An 18,971-nucleotide genomic window follows, 5' to 3' on the forward strand; every position below is an offset into this window, starting at 1 on the left:
CGTCGACTGCGTCCGGCGGAGCGGAGGCCGCGCGCGGCCCGGTGCTTCACGCCGTGAACGCAGATGCTGCCCGGTTGCGGTTCCGGGAGCATGGGCGCGAGCGCAGGCTCACGCACCTCCCCGGGGGGTACCGGAGAGGTGCGGCATTATGCATGCGGGCGATCGGGTGTCAACGCCGGCAACGGCGCGGACGCGCGCTCTGGCTCAGCGGCGGACGGGGATGATCTGGACGCGGCGGGCCTCGCCCTCGCCGTCGCTCTTCGTGACGACGCCGGGGAACTTGGCCAGGGCCAGGTGGACGACGCGGCGGTCCTGCGGGTTCATCGGCTCGAAGGTGATGATCTTGCCCTCCTCGACCGCCTGCTTGCCGAGCCTGCGCGCCATGGAAGAGAGCGTGTCCTCGCGGCGCTGCCGGTAGCCCTCGGCGTCGATGATCACGTGGCGCCGCTTCTTGCCCGGCCGGTTGATCACGCGGTTGGCGAGGAACTGCAGCGCCGAGAGCGTCTGCCCCTTCTTGCCGATCACGCGACCCGCGTCCTTCCCCTCGATCTCGAGGCGGATCTCCTCGGGCGGATCCTCCTCTTCGTTCTCGAGGAGATCGACGGTGCAGTCCATGCCCATCGCCGCGAGCACGTCGATGACGAAGTCGAGCGCGATGTCGGCGCGCCCGTCCTCCTCGAACTCGGCCGCATCGCCGGCGCCCTGCGCCTCTGCATCGACATCGACGTCCGCCGCGTCGATTCCCCTTTCGGCAGCTTCACTATCCACGGACACGTGCTTTTCCCTTTCCGAGAGCAGGCGCCGACTTGTCGTCGTCGCCGGGAGTCTTCTTCATCGCGGATTGGGGCTCCGCGCTCGCGACCTCTCGCACCTGGATGCCGGCGGCCCGGTCGTTCTTCGCCTTCAGGTACCGCTCGACGAGCACCTGCTGCCCGATGCCGAGCCAGGTGTTCGTCAGCATGTAAACGCCGAGGCCGGCCGGGAGGAAGAGCATCATCGCGGTGAAGATGCCGGGCATCAGGTAGAGCATCATCTTTTGCTGCGCCGGGTCGCCCTGAGGGGGCATGAGCTTCTGCTGGATGAAGCTCGACGCGCCGAGCACCGCGGGGATGATGAAGTACTTCCCCGGGGCCGACAGGTCCGGGATCACCGGGCCGAACGGGGTGTGGTAGAGCTCCACCGCGGTCTGGAGCGCGGTGTAGAGCGCGAACCACACCGGCATCTGGAGCAGCATCGGCAAGCAGCCGAGGACCGGGTTCGCGACCTTGTTCTTGCGCCAGAGCTCCTGCATCGCGAGGCCGCGCTGGGTGGCGTCGTCCTTGTACCTCGCGTTGATCTCATCCATCTCCGGCTTGAGCTTGCGCATCGCCGCGGAGCTCTTGATCTGCTGGATGCTCAGCGGGAACAGCAGGAGCCGGACGGTGATGGTGAGCAGGACGATCGACCAGCCCCAGCTGCCCACGGCGCGGTGGAGGACATAGAGGTACGAGACGAGGAGCTTCGCGATCGGCGAGAACCAGCCGAGGTTGATGACCTCGCTCGCCCCGTGGTCCACGGCGGCGAGCAGGTCGCGCTCCTTCGGGCCGCTGAAGGAGAGGACCTTGTAGGTCACCGCGCCGCCGGGCGCGAGCTCGTGCTCCGGATAGGCGAGCCGCGCGCGGTAGACGTGCCCGTAGGTCGGGTCCTTGGACTTCTGCGGGAACCGCGACGTGTCCCAGATCTCCTCGATCTGCGTCTCGGCCACGGGCTGCCCGGGCCCTTCCAGCGGGATCGCGATCTTGCTGAAGTAGCTGCTGGAGACGGCGGCGAACCGCGCGTTGCCCGGCACGCGCCGCCAGCGCTCGGGGGTGAACTCCTTGTCCTTGAAGTCGCCCGGCTCGAAGGCGTCGGGGTGCTGGCGCTCGGTCTTCTGGTCGGTCGCTGCGACCGTCTCGGTGATCCACTCCGAGATCAAGCCGAGGTGGCCCTCGGTTTCCTTCTGCGTTCGCCACGCGGTCTGCTCGACGGCGAGCCGGTGCTTGCGCGGATCCTGGGCGAGGTTCTCGACCGTCACCTGCAGCGAGAGCTCGAAGGGGCGCCCGGTCGCGGTGACGACCTTGGTGAGCCTCGTCGCCTCGTCGGTGTAGGTGAAGGTGCAGCTCTTGCCGTCTTGCGCCGAGAGCTTCCAGTCGAGGTCATCGAACGGCACCTGCGACGCGTTGCCGCCGGGCAGGTGCAGGTCCGTCCGGAGGGGCATCCGCGACTCGAGCGAGGTCGTGACCAGATCCATCGGCCTGCGCTCGCCGTTCCCGGTCGTGTACTTCGGGTCGGTCATCCAGAGGTGCCGCAGCGACCCGCCCCGCGTGGACAGCTCCGCCTTGAAGCGGGGGCCGTCGATCACGCATGCCTCCGCGGGGGCGCGCTCCGCGGGGGCCGTGCTGTCGTTGACGTCGAGCGGCTGGAGCTGCTCCGCGGCGTTGCCGAAGAGGAGCGGCTTGCCGTACTGGATGAACAGGATGATGGCGAGGCCGAGGAACAGCCATTTGGCGATATTGCTGCGTTCCATGAAGTCCTTCGTCGGTCCCAGGATCTCGACCCGCGCCCTTCGCTGCTGGAGCCTCGTGACACCTCACGAGGCTGCTCAGGGTCGCTCCGGATGGGCTTCGCTCCGTGGCGTGTGGGGAGGCGCGCCGCCGGGGCCGTGTCGACGGTCGAGCGGGATCAGTCCATGAGATTGACCTGGCCGCTGAAGCCCGCTCGCCGGGGAGGCGAGGCGTGCGAGGCGAGCTCCGTGCCAGCAGACGAACAGCGTGCCGCATCCCGCCGATCAGCGTCCGGTTGCGGCGGCATCTGAGCCGCCGCAGCGCGGCGAAGACGAGGTGGAGGAGGAGGGTCGAACCCGCCCGGATGAAACGGGTGACACCTACACAGTCGCTTGAGCGAAAGCAAGCTCCCCCGGAGCGCTCCATGTCCCTGGATGCAGGCTGCGGCGTAGCGCGAGCAGGAGGGCTCGAACCGACAGACCGGTCCCATCAACGCCACGATGAGCCTGGAGAGCGTCACCTGATAGACGCGGATCAGCGCGAGGAGGAGCTTCGCCAGCATGCGGTGACCCGTGGAAGAGCAGGGAGCTTGGGGCTCGGCGCTCCACGGCGCAAGGCCACGCCGCATCATCATCGCGCCGGCGGTTCTTCCGCGCCCGGCGGGGCGGCGTGTTCCGCGGGGGCGCGCGCGACGGCGAGCGCGTCCCGCGCCCGGCGACGGAGCACCGGGACCACGCTGCGCAGCTCCGCGAGGACGTCCTCGAGGCCGAGCGAGCCAGCGCCGGTGCGGAGGATCACCACGACGTCGACGTGCTCCGGGAAGAGCTCCGGAAACCTCCGGAAAGCCTCCCTGAGCAGGCGCTTCGCGCGGTTGCGCTCCACCGCGCCGCCGACCTTGCGCGAGGCGACGAGGCCCAGCCGCGGCGCCCTCGGCGGGGTGAGCGCCGCGCTTGTCTCGCCGCGGCGTGCGGCCCCGCCGCGACGGGTCGTGGCGGCGGGGGCGGCGACGAGGATCAGCAGATGGCGGGTGGAGACGCGGTGTCCGCCGTTCTGGATGCGGACGAAATCGGCCCGCTTGCGGATGCGGCGCGAGCGCGGGAAGGAAGCGGAAGACGCCGACGAGCGCGGGCGCGCTGGCGTCGTCACGCCGCGCTATTTCTTGTAGATGCTGGGCGCGAGCCGGGAGCGGCCCTTGCGGCGGCGGTTGTTGATGACCTTGCGACCGCCGGCGGTCGCCATACGCGCACGGAAGCCGTGGGTCCGGGCGCGGCGGGTGTTGTGGGGCTGGTAGGTGCGCTTCATGGCTGGTGGTCCCTTGGCGTTCTGGACCGCGAACGGCGGCGACCTGGCCGCACGTCAAGCGGGCGCGCAAGAAAGCACGGCACTCGGCCCAGGTCAACACCAGACGACGCGGGGCGGTCCCGGTTTGCCGTTCTCTGTCACCTTTCTAGGTGCATGGGTTAGCGTGTAGCCTCCGATCGACCGCGACGGCCGTTCTAGACGGGTCACAGGAGGGAATTTGGCGCGCACCGGAGCACAAGAGGGGGAGAAGCAGCAAGTGACTGCGCGGAGCGTCAAGCGACGCGCGCTGAGCGCTGCTGCGGCGGGGGCGTTGTTCCTTGGCGCGCTCCCTGCGAGCGCGCAGGTCAGAACGTTCTACCTGGACCGGCTCTACATGGCCGGCGCGCCCGAGGACTCGATCGCGCTCTGGCGGCCCCAGGTGGCGCCGCAGACGCGCTTCTTCGGGCAGTTCGGGCTCGGCTTCGGCCTGAACCCCTTCCGGGTCGAGAACATGCTGAACGATGAGCGCTCCGCGGAGCGGTTCAGCCGCGAGCACGGCGCGCCGGTCTCCTCGCAGTTCATCGGGTACCTCAACGGAGGCGTCGAGTTCCTCGACCGCTTCAGCGTGCAGGTGGGGCTGCCGTTCGTCGCCTTCCAGACGAGCAACCAGACGAACGACTCGAGCGTCTCCGGCGCGCAGGACGCGGCGAGCCCGTCGGCGTTCGCGGTCATGGACCTGCGGCTCGACGCGCGGGCGATCCTGGTGCGCTCGGACGACGGCTTCTTCAAGCTGGGCGTCAACGCGGCCGCCTGGGTGCCGACGGGCAGCAAGATCTCGTTCTCCGGTGACAAGGCCACGAGCGCGATGGTCGGCCTCTCCGGCGAGATCGACCTCAAGTCCATGTTCTTCGTCCTCAACACCGGGGTGCAGTTCCGCCCGTTCTCCTCGCTCAACGACTTCAACGTGTCGAACGAGTGGCGCTGGGGGCTCGGCGGCTTCGTGCCGCTGCGGAACGGGACCTTGCGGCTCGGCGCGCAGATCTTCGGATCGACCGGCCTCGGCCGGATCACGACGTTCACCGGCGACAACACCCCGCTCGAGTGGATGGCCGAGGGGCGGCTCGCGCTCGACGAGAAGAAGAAGGGGTGGTTCGGCATCGGCGGCGGGACGCGGCTCACGGGCGGCTACGCGCCGGATTTCCGCCTGGTCGGGGTGATCGGCTACTCGTTCGGCATCGCGGATGTCGAGCCCAAGTCTCCCGGCAGGCGCTTCCAGGCGGTCCCACCCCGCGCGGCGGACACGGACAAGGACGGCCTCCCGGACGACATCGACCTCTGCCCGACCGATCCGGAGGACGGCAAGCCGCCGAACGCCGACGACGGCTGCCCGGCGCTGCCCGATCGCGACGGCGACGGCATCCCCGACACGAGCGACAAGTGCCCGGACCAGCCCGAGGACTTCGACAAGATCAACGACAAGGACGGCTGCCCGGAGGACGACGCCGACGAGGACAAGATCGCGGACGCGAAGGACGCCTGCCCGAAGGAGCCTGGCGAGCCGAGCCCCGAGCCGGCGAAGAACGGCTGCCCGCAGTTCATCCGCCGCATCACGGGCTCGAGCGAGATCCAGATCCTGAAGCAGGTGCAGTTCGCGACCGGCAGCGCGAGGATCCTGCAGAACAGCTACGGCATCCTCGACGAGGTCGTCCGGCTCCTCAAGGTGAACCCGGAGATCACGCTCGTCGCGATCGAGGGGCACACGGACAACCGCGGCCCGGATCAGCTGAACGAGAAGCTCTCGAACGATCGCGCCCACTCGGTGAGGACCTACCTGATCGATCGGGGCGGCATCGATCCGGCCCGGCTCACGGCGGCGGGCTTCGGGCCGAGGCGGCCGATCGACAGCAACGACACGGAGGCCGGACGCCAGAAGAACCGCCGCGTCGAGTTCCACATCCGGGAGAGCAACACGGGCGGCAACAAGGCTGGCGACAACAACGCCGGCGGCAACAGTGGCGGTACGGTCACGCCGTAGGCGCCGGAGCCGGGCGGCCCGCGCGGGAGCGCTGCTTTGCGCGCTCCTCTCCTGCGCGTGCCGCCCGGAGCAGGGCACGCCCTACGAGTGCAGCTGCACCTTCGTCACGGACTTCGACGACGACGCGAAGCTGGAGGTGGAGATCTGCGCGCCCAGCGAGGACCGCGCCGAGGGCGTGGGGCGCGGGTGCGCTCAGACCCACGCGCCCGGCCCGGTGTCCGGCTGCGCGTGCAGGAGCTCCCCGGGCCGCGGCCCGTGCGAGCTCCGCGCGTGCCGCACTACCCCAGCAGCGCCCTGAGCTCGGCCGGCTCCGTGACGGGGGCCGAGCACGCGCGCCCGCGGCAGACGTAGGCCACGGCCGCGCCGGGGCGCGCCGGCTTGCCGTCGGCGACGACCTTCGCCGCCGCGGCGCTCTCCGGGCGCGCCGGATCCACGACGACGACCGCGCGGTCCGGCAGGTAGGCCTTGAACGCCTCGCGCGCGAGGTCGCCCGTGGCTGCCGAGCTCGCCTCGCCGACCACGACGACCGTCACGCTGCCGCGCGCCAGGCGATCGAGCACGCACACGGTCTGGCCGAGCCCGAAGGGGTTCTCGAGCGCCGTCGGCGCGAGGGCCTCGAGCTGCTTCTCCGCCGGCGCGAGGTAGCGCTCGTCGGCGATCTCGGAGAGGCGAAGGCAGAGCAGCGCCGCCATCGAGACCGCCGACGGCACGGCCTGGTCGTAGATGTCCTGCGTGCGTGCGATCAGCGCGTCGCCGTCGTCCGGGGTGAAGAAGAACCCGCGCGCTGCCTCATCCCAGTGGTGCGCGATCATCGCGTCCGCGATCGCGCGGGCGACGCCGACGTAGCGCGGCTCGGAGGTGGCCTCATACAGGTCGAGCGCCGCGTTCCCGAGGTACGCCTGGTCGTCGAGGAACCCCGGGCGCACGTCGCCCCCGCCGGCGCGCTCGGCCCTGGCGCCGACGGGCGCGCCGTCCTTGAGGTAGCGGCCGACGCGGCCGCCGCGCATGAGCTTCCGCTCGAGCACCGCGAATGCGCGCGCCGCGGCGTCGACCCAGGCGGGCTCATCCAGCGCGCGGCCCGCGTCGGCGAGCGCGCCGATGAGCAGCCCGTTCCAGCTCGCGAGCACCTTGTCGTCGCGCGCCGGCCGGGGCCTCTCCTCGCGCGCGGCGAGCATCCTGGCCCGGGCGCGCGCGAGCGCCTCGCGGCACTGCGCCAGGTGCGCCGCGGAGCCTCCGCTGGCGCCGCTGTCGAGGACGGCCGCGGCCTGCTCGATCGTGCGGTGCTGCGAGAGCACCGTCGCGCCGGTGTGCTCGAAGTTGCCCTCCTCGGTGATGCCGAAGACGAGCCGGGCCACGTCGTACGCGAGCTGATCCTCGCCGACCGCCGCGCGCAGCTGGTCGAGCGTCCACACGAAGAACTTGCCCTCGCTCCCCTCGGAGTCCGCGTCCTGCGATGCGTAGAACCCGCCCTCGGGGTCGCGCATCTCGGCGAACAGGTAGCCGACGAGCTCGCGCGCCGTCTCGGCGTAGATGGGCTTCTCGAACGCGCGGAAGCCGTCGGCGTACAGCCGCAGGAGGAGCGCGTTGTCATAGAGCATCTTCTCGAAGTGGGGCACGAGCCAGCGCTCGTCCGTGGAGTAGCGGTGGAAGCCGCCGCGCAGGTGGTCCCAGATGCCGCCGTCGCGCATCCTGTCGAGCGCGAGCTCCACGCTGTCCGCCGCGACGCGATCGCCCTCCAGCGCGCCGCGGCGGAGCAGCACGTCGAGCGACATCGTGTTCGGGAATTTCGGCCGCGAGCCGATGCCGCCGTGGCGGTTGTCGAAGCGCGCCAGGAGCTGCCGCGACGCGCGTCGGAGCAGGTCGGGCGAGGCGGGCTCGACGGCGCTCGCCGCCCCCGCGGCGCGCTCCGGCGGGCGCTGCGTGCGCTCGATCGCCTGGGTGATCTCCTGCGCCTGGAGCTCGACCTCGGCGCGGCGGTTCCTGTACGCGTCCGCGACAGCGTCGAGCACCTTCGGGAAGCCGGGCATGCCGAGCTTGTCCTTCGGCGGGAAGTAGGTGCCCGCGAAGAAGGGGCGCTGATCGGGGGTGAGGAACACGGTGAGCGGCCAGCCGCCGCTCCGACCCATGAGCTGCACGACGAGCTGGTAGATGTGATCGAGGTCGGGCCGCTCTTCCCGGTCGACCTTGATGTTCACGAAGAGCTCGTTCATGTGCCTGGCGATCGCCTCGTCCTCGAACGACTCGCGTTCCATCACGTGGCACCAGTGGCAGGCGGCGTAGCCGATGGACAGGAGGATGGGCCTGTCCTCCCTCCGGGCGAGGTCGAGCGCCTCGGCCGTCCACGGGTACCACTCGACCGGGTTGTGCGCGTGCTGCAGGAGGTACGGCGAGGACTCGTTCGCGAGCCGGTTCGTGTGCGCTGCCATGGAGCGCACCTAGCGCCGGGCGAGGGGGACCGCCAGCCGTCGGCGGCGCGCGCCCGGGCGCTTACGCCCGCTCGAGCACCAGCGCGCAGTTGTGCCCGCCGAAGCCCGCCGAGCACTTCACCGCGTAGCGCAGATCGACCTGCCGCCGCTCTCGCACGACGTCCAGGGACCACTCCGGATCGAGCTCTTCCACGTTGATCGACGGGTGCAGCAGCTGATCGCGGAGAGAGCACACGACCGCGATCGTCTCCACGGCGCCGGCGCCGCCGAGCAGGTGCCCCATCATCGACTTGGTCGCCGAGATCGGGATGCGCGCGAGGCGCTCGCCGAAGACGCGCTGCAGCGCGAGCACCTCCGCGGCGTCGCCCTGCGGCGTCGAGGTCGCGTGCGGGTTGATGTACCCGATCACGTCCGGCGCGGCGCCCGCCCGGGCGAGGGCGCGCTCCAGCGCGAGCGCGAGCCCGAGCCCGCCCGAGTGCGGCCGCGTGAGGTGCTCCGCGTCCGTGGTCATCCCGAAGCCGGCCAGGTAGGCGAGCGGCGTCGCGCCGCGCGCGAGCGCGTGCTGCTCCTCCTCGAGCACGAGCGCGCCCGCGCCCTCGCCCATCACGAAGCCCTGGCGGCGCCGGTCGAACGGGCGGCTCGCGCGCGTCGGATCGCCGTCGACGGCCTTCGCGAGCGCCTTCGCGTTGCCGAACCCCGCGACGGTGTTGAGCCGCGTCGCGGCCTCGGCGCCGCCCGCGACCATCACGTCGGCCTCGCCCGCCTCGATCATGAGGGCCGAGGTCGCGATCGAGTGCGTGCCCGTCGCGCACGCGCTCGCGAGGTTGTACGACGGCCCCATGAGCCCGTAGCGGATGGAGATGAGCGCCGCCGCGCCGTTCGGCATGACGCCCGGGATGAAGTACGGCGACACGGCCCTCGGGCCCCGCGCCGCGCTCCGGCCGACCTGCTCTTCAAAGATGTCGACGGAGCCCATCCCGGTCGACATCAGGCACCCGACGCGGGTCCGGTCGAGGCCGCCGCCCACCGGCGCCGTGGAGCCGGCCGCTGGCGCGAGGTGCCCCGCCCCAGCGCCCTCCGCCGCCCCGTCGTCCGCCGCGGGGGTGCGCTGGATCGGCGCGATGCCCGCCTCGCGCAGCGCCTCCACCGCCGCGGCGAGGCTCAGGTGGGTCACCCGGCCGTAGATGTCCGCCTCCTTGGGCGACAGGTACTTTCCGACGTCGAACCCCTTCACGCTGGCGGCGATGTCGCTGCGGAGCTTGTCGACGGGAAAATCGCGGATGAAGTCCACGCCGGACCGGCCGGCGAGGAGGTTCTGCCAGGTGGTCACGGCGTCGTTGCCCAGCGGGCAGACGGCGCCGATCCCGGTCACGACGACGCGCCTTCGCATCGGGGGCTCGTTCTTCTCGTCAGGGAGAGGGTTCAGGCGGACAGCGCCTGGGCCGCGTCGTTCTGGGTGGGAGCGGGCGCGAGGGCCTCGATCGACGTGGCGCGGCGGTGCTCTCCGCCGCGGCGCAGGTCGAGCGCGGCGCGCTGGGCGGAGAGCATCTCGTGCCGCCCCACGCCGAGGTACTTCAGGATCGGCATGTAGACCTTCTGGATGAACACGTTCCGATCGATGCCCGCCTCGCGCATCTTCAGGATGCGGGAGTCGTAGTCGGGGACGATCCCGACGCCCGGCATCTCGAAGTTCGCGAACACGTGCGCCATGTCCGCGAGCGTCCCCTCGCGGTCCTCCTCGAGCAGCACCTTGATGACGCTCTGGTAGAAGCGGCAGTGGGCGATCTCGTCGCGCGCGATGTAGTCGTAGATCGACCGCAGGCACTCGTCGTTCTCCGCCGCGGCCCGCTCCCTGTGCTTCACGTAGATGACGAACGTCGCCATCTCCTGCACGCAGCCGTAGAAGGTCATCTGCCGCGGCGTGTGGAACGGGAGGTTCCACTTCTTCGCGAAGATCTTGTGCTGCAGGTCGGTGAGCTGCTCCTCGGTGCGCTTGCCGGACCGCAGGAGGTACTGCATCAGCGTGAGCGAGTGCTTCGACTCCTCGTAGGCCCAGTTCGCCTGGAACCACGCCTGGCCGAAGTAGCTCCGCACGATGTTGATGCCGTTCGACACGTAGTCGGGCAGGTACATCTCGACCGAGCAGAAGGTCTCCGCGCAGAGCGCGAGCTCCTCGCTCGCCTCCTTGTTCACGCGATCCCAGGGGATGTCCTGGAAGACGTTCCAGCGGCGCTCGCGCTCCGCCTTCTCGAAGAACGTCATGTACTCCCGGAAGATCTTCTCCTCGAGCCCGCTCATGCGTTCGCCTCCAGCCGCTCTCCGACCTTCTTGCAGAGGTCGCCCACGGTGATGAGCTCGACCAGATCCTCGTCCGGAATCATGATCCCGAGCTCGGTCTCCATCTCTCCGACGATCTGCATCATCGACAGCGAGTCGATGCCGAGCTCCGTGATCACCGACGTCGCGGTGACGTTGGGGAACTCGCGCTTGTCCACGCGGGCGGCAACCGTCTTGAATACCTCGAGCAGATTGGTCATGTCCGTCATGGTTCAGTCGATCCTGCGAAGCTCGTATTGAGCGAGGGAGCTGTAGTGCTTGTCGAACGCGTTCACGCACGTCGACAGGTAACGATCGTAGTCGTCGAAGACCTTGTCCCCCCACGTCGACCGGATGGTCTTCTCGTTCAGCCTGAGCCGGCGGAGCCACTCGGCGGTGGTGCGCTGGTAGTGCTCGCGCCGCGTGTTCACCTGCATCACCTCCCAGTAGGGGTTCGCCGCCTGGATGATGTCCTCGAGCCGCGGGTTCAGGCCGCCGGGGAAGATCTCCTTCGTGACGAAGTAGATGTCCTCCAGGTCCTTCCGCGTGCCGGCGGGGAGCCCGCCCCAGGGCGTCATCCGCGGCGTCCGGTTGCGGAGGATGGTCTGGAGGCCGAACCAGGCGCCCTTGTTCGTGAGCTCCCAGGCCTTCTTGAAGTACGCCCGGTAGATGTCGATCGCCTTGCCCTGGCGCGCCTCCTCGGGCGAGCACAGGTGATCGATCATGCAGATCGAGATCAGGCTGTCGAACCGCTCGGCCGTCGAGAAGGTCCGGAAGTCGCCGCCGATCACCTCGACGCCGGGGATCTTGCGGGCGTTCACCTCCGCGGCCTGCGCCGTGGACAGGGTGACGCCGACCGCGCGCTTCACGCCGCGCGACGTGGCCACGTACTCGAGCGCCGCGCCCCAGCCGCAGCCGATGTCGAGCACCTTCTTCTCGGGCGTCACCTTGGCGAAGTCCGACAGGATCCGGAGCTTGTTCAGCTGCGCGGCCTCGAGCGACTGCTCGGGGGACTCGTAGACGGCGCTCGTGTAGTTCATGCGCTCGTCGAGCCACAGCCTGAAGAACTCGTTCGAGACGTCGTAGCTGACCTCGACCTCGGCCTTACTGGATCCCATCGATGACTCCTTCGACAACAACACGTGCCGGGACGCCGCCCGCGCGGCCCCCTTCGGTTCGCGCCGCCGCTCCGCTCGCGCGGTTCGCGTCGGCATGGGGGGAGGGCAGGGCGCCCTCGTCGAACTCCGCGACCTCGAGCTCGCCGGACTCGAAGCGCCGCTTCATCTCGCGGCGGCGCACCTTGCCGCTCGACGTCTTCGCCAGCGTCCCCCGCTTGATGAGCGCGACCTCGGAGAGCTGCACGCCGAGCTCGGCGCGCACGGCCTGGGTGATCGCCTGCGCGACGCCGGCCACGGTCCGCTTGACCTCGGCGACGACGACGGCCCGCTCGGCCCCCGAGGCGCTGAGGCACGAGAACGCGACGCAGTGGCCATCGCGCACCCCCTCGACGGAGGACGCGACGCGCTCGATGTCCTGGGGGAAGTAGTTCTTGCCGCCGAGGATGATGAGGTCCTTGGAGCGGCCGCAGAGGTACACCTCGCCGCCGGCGGTATAGCCGAGATCGCCCGTCCGCAGCCAGCCCCCACCGAAGGCGGCCTCGGTCGCCTCCGGCTCGTTGAAGTACCCGGCCGCGACGCTCGGACCGCGCACCCAGATCTCGCCCACCTCGCGCTCGCGGAGCGGCGCGCCGTCCGGCCCCGCGATGATGAGCTCGTGGCAGGGGAGGGGACGACCGCAGGAGACGAGCTCCAGCGACGCGCCGCCGTTCGCGGGCCGCGCCCGCCCGGCCTGCATCGCCTTGGCGTCCACGCGATCGGTGGTGAGCGGAGCCTCGAGGTCGCTGAAGGTGATCGCCAGCGTGGCTTCGGCCATGCCGTACGAGGGCAGGATGCTCTCCGGGCGGAGCCCTCGCTTGCGGAAGCGGTCCAGGAACGCGCGGAGCACGTCGGCCTGGATCGGCTCGGCGCCGCACCCGAGCGCGCGCAGGCACGAGAGGTCCCAGCTCCCCGCCTGCGCGTCGGTGACGGCGCGCGTCGCGAGGGCGAAGGCGAAGTTCGGGGCGAAGGTGATCGTGCCGCGGAACCTGTGGATCGCGTCGAGCCAGAGCGACGGGCGGCGGATGAACGCCGTCGTCGGCAGGAACATCACCGGCACGAGCGCGTAGAGCGGCGCGATGACGAAGCCGATGAGCCCCATGTCGTGGTAGAGCGGCAGCCAGCTGACGCCGCGGTCCTCCGGGGTGGAGCGCAGCCCGTCGAACATGATCGCGTGGCTGTTCACCGAGAGGTTGCGGTGGGTGACCATCACGCCCTTCGGGCGCGAGGTGCTCCCCGACGTGAACTGCAGGAACGCGAGGTCCTCGAGGGACACCTGCCACGGGCCCGACGCCGACGCGTCGAACCCCTCGGGCTCGCGCAGATCGCGCTCGAGGACGATGCGCAGCCCTGGCAGGCTGGCCTCGCCCCCGTGGCCGTTCGCGGCCAGGTACGCGTCGATCATCTCCTTGAGCTGCTCGTTCGTGACGAGCACGCTCGCGCCGGACGCCTCCAGGATGTGCTGCACCGTCTCGCTGTACGCCTCGAGCTTCGCCAGCGACTGCGGCGGATACATCGGGACGGCGACGATGCCGGCGGTGAGCGCCCCCACGAAGGTCAGGACGAACTCGTCGGCCTCGGTCAGGATCAGCGCGACCCGGTCGCCCTTGCGGAGCCCGAGCTGGCGGAGCGCGTGGGCCCGGCGCTGCGCCTCGATCCAGAGCTCGGCGTAGCTGATCGAGCGCTCCTCGCCCGAGCTGCGAACGAACTTGACCGCTCGATCGGCGTGCGCCGCGTTGTGCTGGAGAACTTCGACGAACGTTCGCATGGACTCTCTGGCGACTCAGGCCGATCGGACGTAGGGATCCGTCCGACAGGGACGCCCCGGGGCCTGAGTGAGCGCAGCCATAAGCGAAATCCGGGCCAGGGCAAACAGAAAACAATGGAATGCAGGGTTTGAGCCTGATTCCGCTGTCCGGGGCCGTCCCGGGTGACGAAAAACCGTGCGCAGAGTGCGTCGAATATTCGTCACATGTCCCCGGCGGATGCGAAGTCGACTTCGCGTTGTGCGGGTGACGAGCCATCCAGCGCTGTCGCGTCGATGGTGGCCTGGCGCCTGGCGGTGGCGCTCACGCGAGCGCTCCGCCGATTGTCACGGCTGACGGAGCGCCGCCTCGGTTCCGCGCGGCGCACACCGCGCTGCTGCGTGCAGGCGCCTGCGGCCTCCGGCGCACAAAATGCGAGGAGGCGCCGGTCGCCCGGCGCCTCCTCGACCTCATGCGCGCTGTCGCCGATTACTCGACGTCGCCGCCCATCGGCATGCCGCCCATGGGCATGCCCATGTGGCCAGCGGCCTCGTCGTCATGGGCGTCCTCGCCCTTCTTGTCGTCCTTCTTCTCGCTCTTCTCGAACCGCTTCTGGTCCGCGAGGGCCCAGTCGGCCGACCAGGACGAGATCACGTAGATCGTGCCGTCTCCGCCCTCCTTCGTGGCGTAGCGGCTCTGCCCCTTCGCGGTGTTGCCGACGTTGATGGTGAAGTCGCCGGCGTTGTCCTTCAGCTTGATCTTGACGATGCCGCCGCTCGTCGCCGGCGCGTCGAGCCCCGTGTCGGAGGCGGACTTCCCGTCGCCGAAGTCCTCCGCGCCGAGGCCCTGGTAGGCGCGGAGCAGGTCCTTCACCTTGGCCTCGTCGAACTTCTCCCACTTGGCCTGGGCCGCGCCGATCTTGCCGCCCTTGTCGCGCGGCGCGAACGTGCCGGCCCACTTGTCGCCGTTCTTCGAGAAGCTGAACAGGCCGTTCTTGTTCTCGATCGAGGCCTGGATCACGTTCTCGTCCTCGAACTTGAGGATCGAGTTCTCGCGCCAGTTCTTCGCCTCGCGCGTGTACAGGTAGCTCGAGTAGCCCCCCGCGACGTACACGCCGTCCGTGCCCGCGACGCGCGCCATCTGCCCGCGCGAGCCGCTCTTGCCGAAGTACACGTCGAGCGCCTTCTCGTCGCCCTTGTACGCGACGACGTGGATCGCCTTCTCGTCCGTGAGCTCGTACTGCCCGTAGGTGGCGGCCGTCCTGTCGATCGCCTCCTTCAGCTTGAGCTCCTTCAGGTTGTCGAGGAGGCTCCGCACGTTCGCCGTGTGCGCCTTCGCGTTCACGGGCTTCGTGACCTCCCACGTGTCGCCCTTCTTCTCGAGCGTCACGTCGGACTTGTCGGCGTTCTTGATCGAGATCTTCGTGACCTTCTCGACGTCGTCCTTCGAGACGCCGACCTTCGGCAGGTCCGCCGTCGCGGCGGTCACCGAGTGCGCGTCGAGCTGCGCCTTCTGCTTCCTCTGCGTGAGGAACACGCCGACGCCGAGGAGCGCGAGGACGACGAGGGCGATGTAGATTTTGTGCTCGGTCTTCATGGCTCTTTCACCCCATGGGGCTCTGGCTCAGTCGAGCGTGATGTTCCCGCGGGCGCTCTCCCGCCGCCGCCACCGCACCAGGCCGAACACGGCGAAGAGCGCCGCCGGCAGGAGCGTGAGCGTCCACTGCACGCGCTGCTGCACGGTCTTGCGCTCCGCCCTGTACTCCTCGGCCTTCTTGGCCAGGGTGGCCTCGTCGTCCGTGGCCTCCTGCTTCGGCTTCTCGATGCCCGCGTAGGTCAGGTTGGTCTCGCTGAACATCTTCGCGGTCGCCGCGAGCAGCGTGCTGTCCCCGGCCATCCAGTCGAGGGTGTTCTTGAACGTGAGGATGGTCGCGGTCAGGTACTTCTGCGCGTAGGGCTGCGAGAGCATCAGGAGATCCTCGTCGCCGCCCATCCCGCCCATCATCTGCATCTGCGGCGGCATCGGGGGCGGGTTGCCGGAGCGGGCGAACGGGTTCGCGAGGAACTGCGACGCCGAGAGGACGAGGATCCGGCCACGGTCCGCGCTCTCCGCGGGCGCCGTGATGCCGAGCCCCTCCTGGCCGCCGAAGGCGCTCTTGAGCTTGCCCTCGACCGTCACCGCGATGGCCCGCTGCGCGTACTCGCCCTTCGGCTTCCACTCGGCCGAGAACTTCATGTCGATGTTCTCGGACGTGTCGACCGTGGTCTTCGGGGTCGAGCGGGCGACGACCTTCATCGTCGCCTCGGGCTGCTTCTCCGGGTGCGGCACGAGCGTCGACGGGAAGGGGAACGAGAGCTCGGGGAGGCGGAAGAAGCCGGGGAACGACGCGTCGAGGATCTGCTCGTTCTCTTCGAAGCGGCTGTCCTCCTGGAGCTGGAGGATGCCCGGCGCGCGGAACCACATCATCTGGCCCGACTGCGTCTGCACCGGGATGGCCATCGAGCGGCTCCAGTCGAGGATCGCCTCCTTCTTCATCTCGACGCCGTAGCCGTCGAGCAGCTTCTCGAGGCCCCACGTGTTGAGCGTCGCCTTCATCGTGGGGTCGGACGCCTTGAGGTTCACCGCGCCGGCGAACACGGCGAGCGCCTTGTTGCCTAGCATCATGAACTGGTCGATGCGACGCAGCTCCTTCTCGGTGAACTCCTTGCCCGGCTGCGTGATGACGAGGCCGGCGAGCTCCTTGTTGATCTCGGTGTCGCCGCCCTTCAGGTCGACGTCCTCGAACTTGTAGAACGGGAAGTGGTGCTCGAGCAGCTGGCGCATCGACGGGCCGCCGCGGCCGCCCTGCGACGGGACGAGGTTCGGGTCGGAGAGCTTGATCTCGTCCTTGCCGGTCACGATCCCGATCTTCGTGTCGATGCCGTCCGCCTTGTCGCGGATCTCCCGGATCGTGTTCGTGATCCAGAACTCGAGGCCCTGCGCCTGGTCGGGCGAGAGCATCGGGATCGCTTCTTTCTCGCTGCCGTACTTGAAGGCGACGCCCATGAACCCGCGGGTGATCGTGGCCTGGTCCTGGCCGGTCTCGCTCCCCTCGCCGAACGCGGCCTCCTGGAGGCCCGCCTCCTTCGCGGCGGCGCGCTGCTCGTCCGTCTTCGGCTCGATGATCGAGTAGTGGAGCTTGCCGTTCGAGGCCTGCTCGTACTCGTTCATCAGGTCGGTGAGGTCCTGGATGAACGCCTCGTGCTTCGGGAGCCCGCGGGTGACGTAGACGTCGATCTGGAGGTCCTGCTTGAGCCCCTCGCGGACGAGGTGCGCCGAGCCCTTCGAGAGGGTGAACCTCTCGTTCTTCGTCATGTCGATGCGCTTGTAGGCGCTGAGCGAGATGACGTTGGCCACCACGAGGATGGCGGCCACGATGGCCAGATAGACGCCTGTTTGCGTCGCGGCTTTGGCTTTCCGTTCCATGGCTTGTCCTTACGCCCACTTCCTGCGCTCGAGCGCCCTGAACGCGGCCATGAGGCTGCCCGCGGTGATCGAGAGGAAGAAGACGATGTCTCGGGTGGACACCATGCCGCGCGCGAACGGCGCGAGGCGGGTGTCGAAGCTGATGAAGGAGAGGACGTCGCGGATGAAGGAGGGGGCGTAGTCGGCGAAGTTGTCCACGCCGTGCAGGAAGCCCAGCAGCAGGAAGGTGATGAAGAACGCGATCACCTGGCTGTCGGTCAGCGACGAGATGAGGAGGCCGATCGAGACCGCGGCCGCGCTGTAGAGCACGAGGCCGATGTAGCCCGAGACCACCGGCCCGGTGTCGAGCGCGCCGAGGTGCCAGGGCCACGTGAACATCAGGATCGGGTAGAGGATCGTCGAGAAGACGAGCACGAGCACGAGGCCCCACGCGCCAAGGAACTTCCCGAGGACGACCTCGTGGTCCTGGACGGGGAGGGTGATCAGCATCTCGAGCGTGCCGCTGCGCTTCTCCTCGGCGAGGAGCCTCATCGTGATGACGGGGATGATGAGGAAGGAGAGCCCGATGGGCGCCCACATGAACAGCTGCGCGAGCGAGGCGCGGTCCGCCTGCCAGAAGCCGCCGTTCATGAAGAAGAAGATGACGCCGAGCGCGATCAGCCCGAAGCAGATCACGACATAGGCCAGGGGAGAATCGAAGTTGGAGCGGAACTCCCGCTTCGCGATGGTCAGGGTGGTGCTCATACCGTTCAGCCCTTCTTCTTGGCCGGCGCTTCGTCCTCCGCGCCTTCGTCGTCGTCGCCGTCGTCCTTGGCTGCCTCGTCGTCGGCGCCGTCCTCGTCCTCGTCGTCGTCCTCGTCGTCCTCGTCGTCGGCCGCGGCGCTCGCCTCGTCCTCGTCGTCGAGATCGTCGGTGATCAGCTTGCGGCCGCGGTCCTTCCGCTCGTCGCCGCGCGTGAGCGCCTTGAACACGTCCTCGAGGCTCTGCGAGTCGCGCCGCATCTCGAGGAGCAGCCAGCCCTTCTGCACGATGAGCTGGAAGAGCTCGGGCCGGATGTCGCCGCCGAGCGCGCCGAGGATCTGGAAGCTGTGGGCGCTGTCGTCGGTCGGCAGCTCGGTGACGCTGGTGACGCCGGGCAGCCCCGCGAGCGCGGTCTGGACTTCCTGGGCCGTCGGCGGCTTGCGCGAGCCCGACCGGTAGCCTTCGCCGCCCTCGAAGACCTTCTTCTCGTGGACGGTGACGACGTACCGGACCTTGCCGCTCTTGGCGCGGATCTCGTCGAGCGGGCCGTCGGCGACGACGCGCCCCTTGGAGACGATGATGGCGCGCGCGCAGGCGGCCTCGACCTCGGAGAGGTTGTGGGTGGAGAGCAGGATGGTCCGCTCCTTGCCGATCTCCTTGATGTAACGGATGACCTCCGCCTTCTCGTTCGGGTCGAGGTCGCTCGTCGGCTCGTCGAGGATGAGGATCGGGGGGTCGTGGACCAGCGCCTGCCCGAGGCCGACGCGCTGGCGATAACCGTGCGAGAGGGTGCCGATGTCCTTGCCGAGCACCTGGGCCAGGCCGCACACCTCGACGATCCCCTTCATGCGCTTCCTGAACACAGACTGATCGAGCCCGCGCATGTCGGCGACGAAAGACAGGTATTCCCAGACGTTCATCTCGCCGTAGAGCGGGGCGCGCTGGGGCAGGTACCCGAGCTTGCGCCGCACATCGAGCGGGTCGTCGAAGACGTCGTAGCCGTGGACCCGCGCCGTCCCGGCCGAAGCCGAGATGAAGCAGGTGAGGATGCGCATGGTCGTCGACTTGCCGGCCCCGTTCGGTCCGAGGAAGCCGACGACCTCGCCGCGATGGACCTCGAAGCTCACCTTGTCGAGCGCGCGCAGCGACCCATAGCGCTTGGTCAGCGAGCTCGCCTCGATCATCACATCGCTAGCCAAAATGACCTCCTTCGATGGTTCCGTGAACGCGGAGCGCCTTGCTCCGCGGCTCGCCCTTCGCGATCCCCCGCCTAGCCGACGGGCGCG

General features: G+C 69.3%; 15 protein-coding genes and 1 pseudogene. 1 reads left to right on the forward strand and 15 read right to left on the reverse strand.

Annotation, left to right across the window (positions count from 1 at the left end; all coding sequences use genetic code 11):
* Positions 1-204: 204 nt before the first annotated feature.
* From WME89_RS15120 to rpmH, 5 genes and pseudogenes are all read right to left on the reverse strand, one after another.
* Positions 205-768, reverse strand: a complete 564-nt coding sequence (locus WME89_RS15120) for a protein jag (RefSeq protein ID WP_436617144.1) — start codon at positions 766-768, stop codon at positions 205-207.
* Complete coding sequence (gene yidC / locus WME89_RS15125; protein WP_438009862.1) at positions 761-2,545, reverse strand: membrane protein insertase YidC; 1,785 nt, start codon at positions 2,543-2,545, stop codon at positions 761-763. Before yidC ends, WME89_RS15120 begins: the two co-directional genes overlap by 8 nt.
* 317 nt (positions 2,546-2,862) lie before the next feature.
* Positions 2,863-3,084, reverse strand: a pseudogene (gene yidD, locus WME89_RS15130) (membrane protein insertion efficiency factor YidD); the annotation flags it as partial.
* A gap of 68 nt (positions 3,085-3,152) precedes the next feature.
* Positions 3,153-3,668, reverse strand: a complete 516-nt coding sequence (gene rnpA / locus WME89_RS15135) for a ribonuclease P protein component (RefSeq protein WP_438009863.1) — start codon at positions 3,666-3,668, stop codon at positions 3,153-3,155.
* Between the two features lie 6 nt (positions 3,669-3,674).
* Positions 3,675-3,824, reverse strand: a complete 150-nt coding sequence (rpmH, locus tag WME89_RS15140; protein WP_437281433.1) for a 50S ribosomal protein L34 — start codon at positions 3,822-3,824, stop codon at positions 3,675-3,677.
* A 256-nt stretch (positions 3,825-4,080) separates the two neighbouring features.
* Here rpmH and WME89_RS15145 point away from each other — a divergent pair, with 256 nt between their 5' ends.
* Entirely contained in the window at positions 4,081-5,838 is a 1,758-nt protein-coding gene (locus WME89_RS15145; protein WP_438009864.1) for an OmpA family protein, read from the forward strand.
* Positions 5,839-6,116: 278 nt separating this feature from the next.
* Here the strand turns inward: WME89_RS15145 and WME89_RS15150 are convergent, their stop codons facing one another.
* From WME89_RS15150 to WME89_RS15195, 10 genes are all read right to left on the reverse strand, one after another.
* Positions 6,117-8,264: a thioredoxin domain-containing protein gene (locus tag WME89_RS15150; RefSeq protein ID WP_438009865.1), complete on the reverse strand. Its 2,148-nt coding sequence runs from the start codon at positions 8,262-8,264 to the stop codon at positions 6,117-6,119.
* A 61-nt stretch (positions 8,265-8,325) separates the two neighbouring features.
* A complete protein-coding gene (locus tag WME89_RS15155; RefSeq protein ID WP_438009866.1) occupies positions 8,326-9,654 on the reverse strand; it encodes a beta-ketoacyl-[acyl-carrier-protein] synthase family protein in 1,329 nt (442 codons plus the stop codon).
* Positions 9,655-9,686: 32 nt separating this feature from the next.
* Positions 9,687-10,562, reverse strand: a complete 876-nt coding sequence (locus tag WME89_RS15160) for an acyl-ACP desaturase (protein ID WP_438009867.1) — start codon at positions 10,560-10,562, stop codon at positions 9,687-9,689.
* A complete protein-coding gene (locus tag WME89_RS15165) occupies positions 10,559-10,810 on the reverse strand; it encodes an acyl carrier protein (protein WP_438009868.1) in 252 nt (83 codons plus the stop codon). Before WME89_RS15165 ends, WME89_RS15160 begins: the two co-directional genes overlap by 4 nt.
* A 3-nt stretch (positions 10,811-10,813) precedes the next feature.
* A complete protein-coding gene (locus WME89_RS15170; RefSeq protein ID WP_438009869.1) occupies positions 10,814-11,698 on the reverse strand; it encodes a class I SAM-dependent methyltransferase in 885 nt (294 codons plus the stop codon).
* Positions 11,685-13,502: a fatty acyl-AMP ligase gene (locus tag WME89_RS15175; protein ID WP_438009870.1), complete on the reverse strand. Its 1,818-nt coding sequence runs from the start codon at positions 13,500-13,502 to the stop codon at positions 11,685-11,687. Before WME89_RS15175 ends, WME89_RS15170 begins: the two co-directional genes overlap by 14 nt.
* Before the next feature lie 466 nt (positions 13,503-13,968).
* Positions 13,969-15,075 (reverse strand): DUF4340 domain-containing protein, encoded by a 1,107-nt coding sequence (locus WME89_RS15180; protein ID WP_438009871.1) that lies wholly within the window; start codon positions 15,073-15,075, stop codon positions 13,969-13,971.
* 27 nt (positions 15,076-15,102) lie between these two features.
* Positions 15,103-16,944, reverse strand: a complete 1,842-nt coding sequence (locus WME89_RS15185; protein WP_438009872.1) for a GldG family protein — start codon at positions 16,942-16,944, stop codon at positions 15,103-15,105.
* Positions 16,945-16,953: 9 nt separating this feature from the next.
* Positions 16,954-17,688 carry an ABC transporter permease gene (locus WME89_RS15190; protein ID WP_437666544.1) on the reverse strand — a complete coding sequence of 245 codons (735 nt, stop codon included), beginning with the start codon at positions 17,686-17,688 and terminating at the stop codon, positions 16,954-16,956.
* 5 nt (positions 17,689-17,693) lie between these two features.
* Positions 17,694-18,884 carry an ATP-binding cassette domain-containing protein gene (locus tag WME89_RS15195; RefSeq protein WP_438009873.1) on the reverse strand — a complete coding sequence of 397 codons (1,191 nt, stop codon included), beginning with the start codon at positions 18,882-18,884 and terminating at the stop codon, positions 17,694-17,696.
* Positions 18,885-18,971 lie beyond the last annotated feature (87 nt).

Source organism: Sorangium sp. So ce321, assembly GCF_051530195.1.
In the GTDB taxonomy this organism is placed as follows: domain Bacteria; phylum Myxococcota_A; class Polyangia; order Polyangiales; family Polyangiaceae; genus Sorangium.